The 11,798-nt window shown below is 73.1% G+C and carries 11 protein-coding genes; 1 reads left to right on the plus strand and 10 read right to left on the minus strand.

Going from position 1 to position 11,798, the window contains the following annotated elements:
- Positions 1-94 precede the first annotated feature (94 nt).
- From ACZ7GX_RS44270 to ACZ7GX_RS44305, 8 genes are all read right to left on the minus strand, one after another.
- Positions 95-1,486: a serine/threonine-protein kinase gene (locus ACZ7GX_RS44270; RefSeq protein ID WP_498786662.1), complete on the minus strand. Its 1,392-nt coding sequence runs from the start codon at positions 1,484-1,486 to the stop codon at positions 95-97.
- 166 nt (positions 1,487-1,652) lie between these two features.
- On the minus strand, positions 1,653-2,375 hold the full coding sequence (locus tag ACZ7GX_RS44275) for a spermidine synthase (protein WP_498786663.1): 723 nt from the start codon (positions 2,373-2,375) through the stop codon (positions 1,653-1,655).
- Between the two features lie 163 nt (positions 2,376-2,538).
- Positions 2,539-2,952, minus strand: a complete 414-nt coding sequence (locus tag ACZ7GX_RS44280; protein ID WP_498786664.1) for an arsenate-mycothiol transferase ArsC — start codon at positions 2,950-2,952, stop codon at positions 2,539-2,541.
- On the minus strand, positions 2,949-3,653 hold the full coding sequence (locus ACZ7GX_RS44285) for an aquaporin (protein ID WP_498786665.1): 705 nt from the start codon (positions 3,651-3,653) through the stop codon (positions 2,949-2,951). Before ACZ7GX_RS44285 ends, ACZ7GX_RS44280 begins: the two co-directional genes overlap by 4 nt.
- A complete protein-coding gene (locus ACZ7GX_RS44290; RefSeq protein WP_498786666.1) occupies positions 3,654-4,343 on the minus strand; it encodes an arsenate reductase/protein-tyrosine-phosphatase family protein in 690 nt (229 codons plus the stop codon).
- 52 nt (positions 4,344-4,395) lie between these two features.
- Entirely contained in the window at positions 4,396-5,892 is a 1,497-nt protein-coding gene (locus tag ACZ7GX_RS44295) for a SulP family inorganic anion transporter (protein ID WP_498786667.1), read from the minus strand.
- 338 nt (positions 5,893-6,230) lie between these two features.
- Complete coding sequence (locus ACZ7GX_RS44300) at positions 6,231-7,907, minus strand: ribonuclease J (protein ID WP_498786668.1); 1,677 nt, start codon at positions 7,905-7,907, stop codon at positions 6,231-6,233.
- 64 nt (positions 7,908-7,971) lie between these two features.
- Complete coding sequence (locus ACZ7GX_RS44305) at positions 7,972-8,346, minus strand: MerR family transcriptional regulator (RefSeq protein ID WP_498786669.1); 375 nt, start codon at positions 8,344-8,346, stop codon at positions 7,972-7,974.
- A 162-nt stretch (positions 8,347-8,508) separates the two neighbouring features.
- On the opposite strand from ACZ7GX_RS44305, the gene ACZ7GX_RS44310 reads away from it, so the two are divergent.
- Complete coding sequence (locus ACZ7GX_RS44310; RefSeq protein ID WP_498786670.1) at positions 8,509-10,119, plus strand: peptide chain release factor 3; 1,611 nt, start codon at positions 8,509-8,511, stop codon at positions 10,117-10,119.
- Positions 10,120-10,182: 63 nt separating this feature from the next.
- Here the strand turns inward: ACZ7GX_RS44310 and ACZ7GX_RS44315 are convergent, their stop codons facing one another.
- The gene (locus ACZ7GX_RS44315) at positions 10,183-10,542 is read right to left on the minus strand and encodes an MmcQ/YjbR family DNA-binding protein (RefSeq protein WP_498786671.1); all 360 of its coding nucleotides are present in this window, start codon (positions 10,540-10,542) and stop codon (positions 10,183-10,185) included.
- Positions 10,526-11,716, minus strand: coding sequence for an MFS transporter (locus ACZ7GX_RS44320; protein ID WP_498786672.1), 1,191 nt, complete (start codon positions 11,714-11,716; stop codon positions 10,526-10,528). Before ACZ7GX_RS44320 ends, ACZ7GX_RS44315 begins: the two co-directional genes overlap by 17 nt.
- Positions 11,717-11,798: the final 82 nt, after the last annotated feature.

Raw genomic sequence — 11,798 nt, forward strand, 5'->3', positions numbered from 1 at the left:
AGGCGAGGGCGAGGACGGCGGGGGCGGGGCTCGTTGCGCGGGCGGCGGGAGCGGCGTTGGCGTTGGGCTTCTCGACTTCGCGCCATTCCTTTTCCTACTGCGTGCTCCCCCCCCCCCACACCCCGGGCCCGAGCCGTTCCCAGGCCTGGGCGGTGTTCTTCGGCAACAACGCGTAGTACTCCGCGACGGCCTGTGCCAACTGGGCGGGAGCGGGCGTGCTGCTGGACGACGACGTGGTGCTCGTGACCGCGCCGGCCGCGTTGTCGGTGGTCCGATTCCCGTTCGCCAGCACCACGACCAGCACGACGAGCCCCACGACGGCCGCCGCGGCCACCGCGATGAGTCCCGCACGCCCACCACGCGCGGGCCGGGGCGCGAGGGCGGTCGGGTGCGGCGCCAAGGCGGTGGGGTGCGAGCCTGACGGTCGCGCGGAGCCCGCCGCGTGCGGGCCGGTAGGCCATGGAGTCGGACTGGTGTGGGCCGGATCCGTTGCGTGCGGGTCGGTCGGCCAGGGTGTCGGACCCGCTTGGGCCGGGAGCGCCGAGGGGACCGCCAGGTCCCGGCCGGCGGGCTGCGGTGTCAGGTCGGCTCGGTGCGGGCCGGTGGTCAGCGAGCCTTCCGGGTGCGGGCCGGTCGGCGGCAGGTCTGCCGGGTTCAGGTCCAGCCGGGTCGCCGGTGGCGCCGTCACGGTCGGCGCGCGCAGCCGTTCGGCGGCCTGCGCCATCGTCGGCCGGGCCGCCGGGTCGGTGCGCAGCAGGTCCAGCAGCACGTCGGTCAGCGGTCCCGCCTGGGTCGGCGGCGCGAAGCGGCCCGCGGCGACGGCGTGCAGCAAGGCGATCGCGTTGTCACCGTCGCCGAACGGCGGACGCCCTTCCACCGCCGCGTACAACGTGCCGCCGAGGGCGAACACGTCGGAGGCGGGCCCCGGCTCGCCGCCGCGCGCGACCTCCGGCGAGAGGAACGCGGGCGTGCCGGCGAGCAGCCCGGTCCGGGTGACGGTGACGTCCCCGACCGCGCGGGCGATGCCGAAGTCCGTGATCTTCGCGGTGCCGTCGTCGGTCAGCAGGACGTTGCCCGGCTTGACGTCCCGGTGCACGATGCCCGCCGCGTGCGCCGCCGCCAGCGCGCCGGCGATCTGCGCGCCGATGTGCGTCACCCGCTCGACGGGCAACGGGCCGCGCGCGATCAGCTCGGCGAGGGTCCGCGCCCGCAGGTATTCCATGACGAGGACCGGCTTGCCGTCGTCCTCCACGACGTCGTGCACCGTCACCGCGTTCGGGTGCTGCAACCGGGCGGCGATGCGCCCTTCCCGCGCCGCGCGGCCCACCGCCGCGACCGGGTCGGCCCCCTCGGGCACCACGAGCTGCTTGAGCGCCACCACGCGGTCCAGGCGCTCGTCCAACGCCTGCCACACGACGCCCATCGCACCCGCGCCCACGCGCCCGCGCAGCCGGTACCGCCCGGCCACCAAGCGCCCCACGTCCATCACCAGCGAACCCCGCCCTTCCCGGCGTCAACCGGACAACCTTACGTCCCCGGGCCCGCCGGCTCCGAGGCGTGAGGCGACCTCGACGTCCGGTCGACAACGGGATGAACCCGGGAGGTCGCGATGACGCGGCCCACGTGGGTGCGGTTGCTCGCGAGCTGACGGATCAGCGACCGCCCGCCGTCCGCGCGAGGTAGACGGTGGCGGTCGCCTCACGTTGTTGCAGCGGGTTGTGGAAGCGGACGACCTCCGCGCCGACCTCGGCGAACCGGTCGGCCAGCGCCGCGGTGTAGTCGTCGTCCGGCGGGTCGTTGGACCACAAGGCGAACACCCCGCCGGGGTGCAGCCGGGCGGCGAGGCGACGCAGGCCCTCGGGCTCGTAGAAGTCGGCGTTGTCGGGGTGCAGCAGGTGCCTGGGCGAGTGGTCGATGTCGACGATGATCGCGTGGAACAGGCGGTCGGGGTCGGTCGGGTCGAGGCCGCCGTCGGAGCGCGAGAGCGCGAAGAAGTCGCCGTGCACCAACCGGCAGCGCGGGTCCGACGCCAGCTCCTGCCCACCGGGCAGCAGGCCGCGTCGGTGCCACTCGATGACCTCGCCGAGCGCGTCGATCACGACCACCGACCGCACGGCCGGGTTCTCCAGCACGGTCCGCGCGGTGTAGCCGAGGCCGAGACCGCCCACGACGACGTCCAGCGGCGCGGGCAGGTCGGCGAGCGCCAGGCGCGCCAGCTCCACCTCCGACACGGTGAACAGGCTCGACATCAGGAACTCGTCGTTGAGCTTGATCTCGTGGACCTCGCGGTCGAACACGGGATCCCACCGGCGGCGCAGGACGAGTTCGCCCAGCGGGGTCTGTCGCCAGTCGAGCTCCTGGAAACGCGCGCTCATCGGGTGTTACCTCCGGGTCGGTCCTCGACGGTGGTGGTGCGGGACCACAGTGGACCGCGGGCACGCGGTGAGCGCACGGTGGCGCCCATCGTCGCAGCACGCCTCCGACCCGGGTGAGGGCGGGTCCCGGCCGCGAGGGCGGCTGCGGCCGGGACCCGGCGGCTCAGGCGGGCTCGTCGAGCAGTTCGGCGAGCAGCCCTCGGACGCGGCGGTCGATGTCGTCGCGGATGGGTCGGACGGCGTCGACGCCCTGGCCCGCGGGGTCTTCGAGCTCCCAGTCGAGGTAGCGCTTGCCGGGGAAGACGGGGCAGGTGTCGCCGCAGCCCATGGTGATGACGACGTCGGAGGCCTCGACGTCCTCGGTGGTCAGCTTGGACGGCACTTCGGCGGTGATGTCCAGGCCGAGTTCGGCCAGGGCCTGGGCGGCGGCGGGGTTGACCTGATCGGCGGGGGCGGAGCCGGCGGAGCGGACCGTGACGCGGCCCAGCGCGTAGTGCTGGAGCAGCGCGGCGGCCATCTGGGAGCGGCCGGCGTTGTGGACGCAGACGAACAGGACTTCGGGCTGCTTGCGGGTCAACGGACCTGTCCTTCGGTGACGGGCGCGGTGGTCGCCTCGGTGGTGGGGTAGAGCGTGCGCAGCAGCGGCACGGCGACCGCGACGGCGACGAGTTGCGCCAGCACGTAGACCGGCACGGAGGAGGGCGCGATCCCGGCGAACGAGTCGCTGAAGACGCGGCCGACGGTGATGGCGGGGTTGGCGAAGCTGGTGGAGCTGGTGAAGAAGTACGCCGCGCCGATGTAGGCGCCGACGGCGGACGGCGCGAGGGCGGCCCGACCGGACCGGACGAGCGAGAAGATGACGAGCAGCAGGCCGACGGTGGCCACGACCTCGGCGACGCCGTGCGCGACCGTGGCGCGTCCGGTGGTGCTGATGCTGACCGGCGCCGCCTCGAACATGGTGTTGGCCAGCACCGCGCCGGTGACGCAGCCGAGCACCTGGGCCAGCGCGTACGAGGGCACGTCGCGCCAGGCCAACCCGCCGAACGCGGCGTCCGCCAGGGACACGGCGGGGTTGAAGTGGCCGCCGCTGACGGGGCCGAAGACCAGGATGATGGCGTAGAGGCCGACGGCGGTGGCGGCGGCGTTCTCCAGCAGCTGCAGGCCGACGTCGCCGGGGGAGAGGCGTTGGGCGGCGATGCCGGAGCCGATGACCAGGGCGGCGAGCAGGAGGCTGCCGAGGTACTCGGCGAGCAGCCGGTGGGACAGCGGGCGGGGCATTCAGGGTCCCTCGGGGGCGGGGTGGACGGCGGGCGCTAGGCGGTCGATGCGGTCGGCGAGGTCGCGGTAGGCGGCGTCGAACGCGTCCGGGGTGCCGACGGCGGCCGGGTCGGGCACCGACCAGTGCAGCCGGTCGTCGTGGTCGGTGAGCTCTTCGTGCGCGTTGTCGCACACCGCCACGACCAGGTCGTCGGGCCGCAGCACGGCGTCCAGGTGGTGGGGACGGGCACGGGTCAGCGACAGGCCGTGGGTGCGGGCGGTGGCGACGGCCAGCGGGTGCACGCGCTCGGCGGGCCGGGTGCCCGCGCTGGCCGCGGGCACCGGGCTGCGTCGCTTCCACAGCGCGGCGGCCAGCTGGGAGCGCGCGGAGTTGTGGCTGCACACGAACACCACCCGCGGCGCCTGCCGCAGGCCGGTGGGCACCAGGTCGGTCAGCGCGGCGGTGCGCAGGCGCAGGTAGGTGCGCCGGTGGTCGCCCTCCGAGCGCGACCGCTCCACGATCCCGGCCTGCTCCAGCAGCTTCACGTGGTGGGCGAGCAGGTTGCTGGGCAGCCCGAGCGCGCGGCCGACCTCGCCGGGCGAGGCGTCGCCGAGCACGAGCAGGTCCACCACGGCGAGCCGGGCGGGCTCACCCAACGCCGCGTGCACCCGCGCCCGCGCGACGGTCTCCGAAGGCCAGTCAGTGCTCATTGACTCAAGCATGCTTGAGCGGTCGACCGGAGTCAACCGGGCGGCCCGCCCGTCAGTGGGAGCCGGAGACCTGTCCGGTGAGCTTGCTGTGCAGCTTCTCGCTGTGCGGGTTGAGGCCGACGATCTCGGCCTCGACGCCACGCCCGGCGAACTTCGCGGTGACGGTGTCGAGCGTGGCCACGGCGGAGCTGTCCCAGACGTGCGCGCCGGAGAGGTCGATGACGACCTTGTCGACGTCCTCGGCGTAGTCGAAGGAGTGCATCAGCTCGTTGGTGGAGGCGAAGAACAGCTCGCCGGTCAGCGCGTAGACGCGGATGCGGCCGTCGGGGTCCAGGACGCTGGAGACCTCGACCAGGTGGGCGACGCGGCGGGCGAAGAACACGGCGGCGAGCAGCGCGCCCGCGATGACGCCGAGGGCGAGGTTGTGGGTGGCCACCACGGTGCCGACGGTGACGACCACGACGGCGGTCTCGCTGCGCGGCGCGCGGCGCAGGCCGGACGGCGTGACGCTGGACCAGTCGAACGTGCTGATCGACACGAAGACCATCACGGCGACGAGCGCGGCCATCGGGATGAGCGAGACGACCGGGCCGAGGGTGTAGACCAGGATCAGCAGGAACACGCCCGCCGACAGGGTGGACAGCCGGGTGCGGCCACCGGACTTGGTGTTGATGATCGACTGGCCGATCATCGCGCAGCCGGCCATGCCGCCGAGGAAGCCGGTGGCGATGTTGGCGATGCCCTGCCCGCGGACCTCGACGCCCTTGTCGGACGGGGTGTCGGTGAGGTCGTCGAGCAGTTGCGCGGTCAGCAGCGACTCGACCAGGCCCACGACGGCCAGCGTGAGGGCGTAGGGCGCGATGATCGCCAGCGTCTGCGCGGTGAACGGCACCATCGGCAGGCCGAAGAACGGCAGCGCGTCGGGCAGGTCGCCCATGTCGCCCACCGTCGGCACGTCGACGTGCAGGAAGACCGTGAGCGAGGTGATCACCACGATCGCGACCAGCGGCGAGGGGACGGCCTTGGTGAGCTTCGGCAGCAGGTAGATGACGCCGAGCCCGAGCGCGGCCAGCGCGATGACGGGCCAGCCGCCGCCGGTGATGTGCGGGATCTGGGCGGTGAACAGCAGGATCGCCAGGGCGTTGACGAAGCCGACCATGACGGTGCGGGGCACGAAGCGCATGAGCTTGTGCACGCCGACCAGCCCGAACGCGATCTGGAACGCGCCGGTGAGGACGGTCGCCGCGAACAGGTACTCCACGCCGTGGTCGCGCACCAGCGGCACCAGCACCAACGCCATCGCGCCGGTCGCGGCGGAGATCATGCCGGGGCGTCCGCCGGCGAAGGCGATGATGATCGCGATCGTGAACGAGGCGTAGAGGCCGACCTTGGGGTCGACGCCCGCGATGATCGAGAACGACAGCGCCTCGGGGATCAGCGCGAGGGCCACGACGAGGCCGGAGAGCAGGTCGGCACGGGTGTTGGCGAACCAGTTCACGCGGATGCGCGAGAGCAGGGTGGGACGTGCGGGCGCCTCGTACGAGGACAAGCGACACCTCGGGGGACTTGTCGCGAGCGCGGCAGGTGCGACTCGCGTGCTGAACAAGGGACGACGCCCGACGGGGTGCCTGCTCGTGGCGAGGCGGGAAGCGGAGGTGCCGCGGACTGCGGACTGGCGACCTGGGATCGGGTTCGTGACGGGCGCGGCTGCTCCGGCGCGACCACGGGAACTCTACCCTGACGTCACGGTAGACCTCGAACGAGTGGGCTGATCGTGAGCAAGCTCTCCGCGCACCCAGGCCCGCCTGGTCGCCGGGCCGACGCCGGAGAACCTCGACCACCTGCTCGCCGCCGCGTGGGAGCGGCGGCGAACACCCGGCCGACGTCTCAGGCCTCGACGACCACGGGGATGATCACCGGCCGGCGGCGGTGGGTCCGGTACGCCCAGTTCTGCACCTCGCGGGCGATCAGCCGTTCGAGTTCCTCGAAGTCGGTGACACCGCGTTCGTTCGCGCCGGCGAGCGCCTTCTCGATCGCGGGGATCGCGGGGGCGAAGGTGGAGGCGTCGTGCTCGAAGCCGTGGGCGATGAAGTCCGGCGGCTCGGCGAGCCGCCGGGAGTCGAGGTCGACGATGGCGACTACGGTGATGACGCCTTCCTCGCCGAGGGTGCGGCGCTGGGCCAGGGAGGCCTCGGTGACGCCGCCGACGGTCTGCCCGTCGACGTAGACGTTGTGGATCTCGACCTTGCCGGTGATGCGGGCGTGCCCGTCCTGCAGGTCGACGACGTGGCCGTTGGCCGCGATCGGCACGCGGTCGCGGTCCACACCGGTGCGCACGGCGAGCTCGGCGTTCGCGCGCAGGTGCCGTGCCTCGCCGTGCACCGGCAGCACGTTGGACGGCTGCACGATGTTGTAGCAGTAGACGAGCTCGCCCGCGCTGGCGTGACCGGAGACGTGCACCTTCGCGTTGCCCTTGTGCACGACGTTCGCGCCGCGGTCGGTCAGGCCGTTGATGACCCGGTAGATGGCGTTCTCGTTGCCGGGGATCAGCGAGCTGGCCAGCAGGACGGTGTCGCCCTCCTCGACCTGGATCGAGTGGTCGCCGCCCGCCATGCGGGACAGCGCGGCCATCGGCTCGCCCTGGGAGCCGGTGCAGACCAGGGTCACCTGGCGCGGGGGCAGCCGGTCCATGCGCTTGATGTCGACGACGAGGCCGTCGGGCACCTTGAGGTAGCCCAGTTCGGTGGCCACGCCCATGTTGCGGACCATCGAACGCCCCACGAAGGCGACCTTGCGGCCGTGGGCGTGCGCGGCGTCGAGGACCTGCTGGATGCGGTGCACGTGGCTGGCGAAGCTGGACACGATGACCCGGCGCGGCGTGGTGCGGAACACCTCGTCGATGGCGGGGGCCAGGTCGCGCTCGGAGGTGGTGAAGCCCGGCACGTCGGCGTTGGTGGAGTCGACCAGGAACAGGTCGACGCCCTCCTCGCCGAGGCGGGCGAAACCACGCAGGTCGGTGATCCGGCCGTCCAGCGGGAACTGGTCCATCTTGAAGTCGCCGGTGTGCAGCACGAGCCCGGCGGCGGTGCGGATGGCGACGGCCAGGCTGTCCGGGATGGAGTGGTTGACCGCCAGGAACTCCAGGTCGAACGGGCCGCGCGCGAGCCGCTGCCCCTCCTTGACCTCCACCGTGACCGGCGTGATGCGGTGCTCGACGAGCTTGGCGGCGAGCAGGCTCAGCGTCAGGCGCGAGCCGATGACGGGGATGTCGGCCCGCTCGCGCAGCAGGTAGGGCACACCGCCGATGTGGTCCTCGTGCCCGTGGGTCAGCACGACCGCGACCACGTCGTCCAGCCGGTCCCGCATCCAGGTCCAGTCCGGCAGGATCACGTCCACCCCGGGCTGGTGCTCCTCGGGGAACAGCACGCCGCAGTCGACGACGAGCAGCTTGCCCTCGTGCTCGAACACGGTCATGTTCCGGCCGATCTCACCCAGCCCGCCGAGGGCGATGACGCGCAGCGCGCCGGGGGTGAGGGCCGGTGGAGGGGTGGAGGTTCGAGCCATGGTCACACCCTCACGTTACGTGAGGGTGCTCGGGCGCGAACAGCGGGCCCCGGCTTCGGGGTGCTCAGCCGTGGGGCAGGTGGGCGCGCAGGCTGCCCGCGAAGTCCTCGGCGATCCGCAACTGGGCGCGCAGTTCCTCGCAGCGCTGCTCGGCCGTCGTGTGGAACTGCGCGAGGCGGTCGAGGTGCTTGTCGCGGTCGTCGTCGTCGTCGAGGGCGGAGAGGGCGTCGAGGATGCTCAGCAGTTCGCGCATCTCCTCGAGCTGGAAGCCGAGCGGCTTCATGCGCTTGACCACCTGGAGCCGGTCGACGTCGGGCTCGGTGTAGAGGCGGAACCCGCCCTGGCTGCGGGCGCTCGGCACGACCAGGCCGACTTCCTCGTAGTAGCGGATCGTGCGCAGCGACAGGCCCGTCCGGTCGGCCACCTCGCCGATCTGCATGTGCCCGCCCACAAGATCCCTTCCGACGCCTCGTCCGTTCGACCATTGTGGCACCGGTGCGGCGCGGCCGGAGGCTACCGTAACGTGAGGGTAGGTTCCGCAGGGTACGTTCCGCGGTACCGCCGAGCCCGGTGACACCCGTCGAGTCCAGGAGAAACGCGAATGACCACCGCAGGTTCGGTGACGGCCCCACCCGCCGACGTGCTGCGGGAGGCGGATCGGCGGCGCACGTTCGCGGTGATCAGCCACCCCGACGCCGGCAAGTCCACGTTGACCGAGGCGCTCGCGCTGCACGCGCGGGTGATCTCCGAGGCGGGCGCGGTGCACGGCAAGTCCGGCCGGCGCGGCGTGGTGTCGGACTGGATGGAGATGGAGAAGGCGCGAGGGATCTCCATCACCTCGGCGGCGTTGCAGTTCGCCTACGGCGACACCGTCGTCAACCTCCTCGACACGCCCGGTCACGCCGACTTCTCCGAGGACACCTACCGGGTGCTCGCGGCCGTGGACTCGGCGGTGATGCTGCTGGACGCGGCCAAGGGCCTGGAGCCGCAGACGCTCAAGCTGTTCGACGTGTGCCGGCACCGGGGCATCCCGGTGATCACGTTCGTCAACAAGTGGGACCGGCCCGGCCGCGACGCGCTGGAGCTGTGCGACGAGCTGGTGGAGCGCATCGGGCTGCAGCCCATGCCGCTGACCTGGCCGGTCGGCGAGGCCGGTGACTTCCGGGGCGTGCTGGACCGCCGCGACGGGCAGTTCATCCGCTACTCGCGCACGGCAGGCGGCGCGACGGCCGCGGCCCAGGAACGCCTCGACCCCGCCCGCGCGGAGGCCGAGGAAGGTCCCGGGTGGACGCGCGCGGTGGAGGAGCTGGACCTGCTGGCCGCCTCGGGCGGGAACTTCGACCTGGCACGCTTCCTGGACGCGACGGCCACGCCGGTGCTGTTCGGCTCGGCCGTGCTCAACTTCGGCGTGCGGCACCTGCTGGACCTGCTGGTCGACCTCGCGCCGCGGCCGACGCCGCGCCCGGACGTCGACGCGCGGCCGCGCGAGCTGGACGCGCCGTTCTCGGCGTTCGTGTTCAAGGTCCAGACCGGCATGGACCCCTCGCACCGGGACCAGGTCGCGTTCGCCCGCGTCTGCTCGGGCGTGTTCGAACGGGGCATGGTGGTGACCAACGCCACCACCGGCAAGCCGTTCGCCACCAAGTACGTCCAGCAGGTCTTCGGGCAGCAGCGCTCCACACTGGACACCGCGTACCCGGGCGACGTGATCGGGCTCGTCAACGCCAACTCCCTGCGGGTGGGCGACACGCTCTACACCGACAAGCCCGCCGTGCGGTTCCCCGGCCTGCCCAGCTTCGCGCCCGTGCACTTCGCGGTGGTCCGCCCGGCCGACCTGAGCCGGGCCAAGCAGTTCCGCAAGGGCATCGAGCAGCTCGGGTCCGAAGGGGTCGTGCAGGTCCTGCGCTCGGCGCGGCGCGGTGACGGCTCGCCGGTGTTCGCCGCCGTCGGACCGATGCAGTTCGAGGTCGCCGCCCACCGGCTGGACGCGGAGTTCAAGTCGCCGGTCCGCCTGGAACGGCTGCCCTACACCGTGGTGCGGCGACTGCCCGACCTCGCCCACCGGAACGCGGTCGACAACAACCGCGGCGAGGTCCTCACCCGGGACGACGGCACCCACCTGGCGCTGTTCCCGGACTCCACGGCCCTCGGCGTGCTCAAGCGCCTGCACCCCGAGGTGGTGCTGGAACCGCTCGTCGCGGGCACCGACTGAGCGGAAGACCGGCCGGGCGCGCGTGCCGGACGCGTGCGCCCGGCGGTGGTTCCCGCCGGGCCGTCAGCGGTGCGCTCGGTGTGCCGGGTCGGGAACTCGGGCGAGCAGGTCCTCGGGCGCGGACAGGCGCCAGGCCTCGAAGACCAGCTCGGCGAGCTCGTCGGCCTCGATGCCGGCCAGGTAGACCACCACCCAGCCGAAACCGCCGGACGTGAACTGCTCCTCGAACACGTCGGGCCGTTCGGCCACCAGCGCGTGCTGCTCGGACAGCAGCTGCTTCAGGCCGACCGTCTGCGTGCGCGGCCAGTAGTAGCCGAACCGCTTGCCGCGCACGCTGAACGAGCTGTAGTCCCCGCCCTCCCGGCGCTCCACGTCCACGAGCGCGTTCACCATCCGGATGAACTCGTCACTGCTCACTGCCACTGCGGCCCCCACGGAAGTCCCGGCCCACAGTGTAGGTCGGCACGGACTTGAGCGAGATCAGCGCCGCGACCACGCCCAGCGCGGCCAGCACGGCGAACACCGCCGGGTAACCGCCCAGCGTCCCGGCCAGCGCGGTCGCGGCCCACGGGGCCACGGCGGCGGTGACGGTCAGCGGCGCGTGCAGGACACCGCTGAGCCGCCCGTAGTGGGCGGTGCCCCAGCGGTCCGTGACGGCGGTGGCCTGGATGAGCGTGAAGGTGCCCCGGACGACACCCGCCAGCATCGCCGCGGCGATCAGGGCGAACGCGGGCCCGGGGATCAGTCCCAAGAGGAGGGTCGTGGCCGCGGCCGCCAGCAGGGCGCCGGCGGTCCTCGCCTGCACGCCGGTTCGCGCGACCAGCCGTCCGTAGCCGAGCCGTCCCAGGACCTGCCCGACGCCACCCAGGCCGAGCGCCCAGGCGGCGGTGGTCGTCGAGAGGCCGCGTTCGGCGAACAACGGCACCATGGCGACCACGATCGCGTACACGGCCAGCGCGCCGACGCTCATCGACACCACGAGCAGCACGAACGGGCGGCTGCGGGCGATCGCGGTCGGCCGACGGGTGTCCGAGGTGGCCGGGTGGGCGGGCCACGGCAGCCGCAGGCCGAACAGGTGCGCGGGCACGGTGAGCACGGCCAGCACCGCCGCGAGCACCAGGTAGGTCTGCCGCCAGTCCAGGTGCGCGGCCAGCGCGGCGGTGAGCGGGGCGAACACCGTGCTCGCCAGCCCGCCCGCCAACGTGACGACCGTCAGCGCGCCCACCCGGTGTTCCGGGCCGTGCCAGCGGGTGAGGGCGGCGAACGCCGGCTGGTACAGCACCCCGGCCATGGCCACGCCGACCAGCACCCAGCCCGCGTAGAACCACGGCAGCGACCGCGCCGACGCGACCACCGCCAGCGCGCCGACGGCCAGCAGCGACCCGGTCGTCATCACCACGCGCGGCCCGTGCCGGTCGAGCAGCCTGCCGACCGGCACCCCGACCACCGCGCTGACCAGCTGCGCCACCGAGAACGCCCCGATGACCGCCGCGTCGGACCAGCCCGCGTCCGCCGCGATGGCGGGCGCGAGCACCGGGAAGCCGTAGAACAGCACGCCCCAGCTGGTGATCTGGGTCAGGCACAGCACCACCAGCACGCGGCGGGGGGGGGGGGGGGGGGGGGGTGTGGGGGGGGGGGGGGTGGGGGGGGGGGGGGGGGGGGGGGGGGGGGAGGGGGGT

The sequence above is a fragment of the Actinosynnema sp. NPDC037264 genome (assembly GCF_055603705.1).

What these genes read in the sequence shown, in the direction of transcription:
- ACZ7GX_RS44270 (WP_498786662.1), bottom strand. Translation starts at nt 1,486, where the DNA reads ATGGACGTGGGGCGCTTGGTGGCCGGGCGGTACCGGCTGCGCGGGCGC.
- ACZ7GX_RS44275 (WP_498786663.1), bottom strand. Translation starts at nt 2,375, where the DNA reads ATGAGCGCGCGTTTCCAGGAGCTCGACTGGCGACAGACCCCGCTGGGC.
- ACZ7GX_RS44285 (WP_498786665.1), bottom strand. Translation starts at nt 3,653, where the DNA reads ATGCCCCGCCCGCTGTCCCACCGGCTGCTCGCCGAGTACCTCGGCAGC.
- ACZ7GX_RS44290 (WP_498786666.1), bottom strand. Translation starts at nt 4,343, where the DNA reads ATGAGCACTGACTGGCCTTCGGAGACCGTCGCGCGGGCGCGGGTGCAC.
- ACZ7GX_RS44300 (WP_498786668.1), bottom strand. Translation starts at nt 7,907, where the DNA reads ATGGCTCGAACCTCCACCCCTCCACCGGCCCTCACCCCCGGCGCGCTG.
- ACZ7GX_RS44305 (WP_498786669.1), bottom strand. Translation starts at nt 8,346, where the DNA reads ATGCAGATCGGCGAGGTGGCCGACCGGACGGGCCTGTCGCTGCGCACG.
- ACZ7GX_RS44310 (WP_498786670.1), top strand. Translation starts at nt 8,509, where the DNA reads ATGACCACCGCAGGTTCGGTGACGGCCCCACCCGCCGACGTGCTGCGG.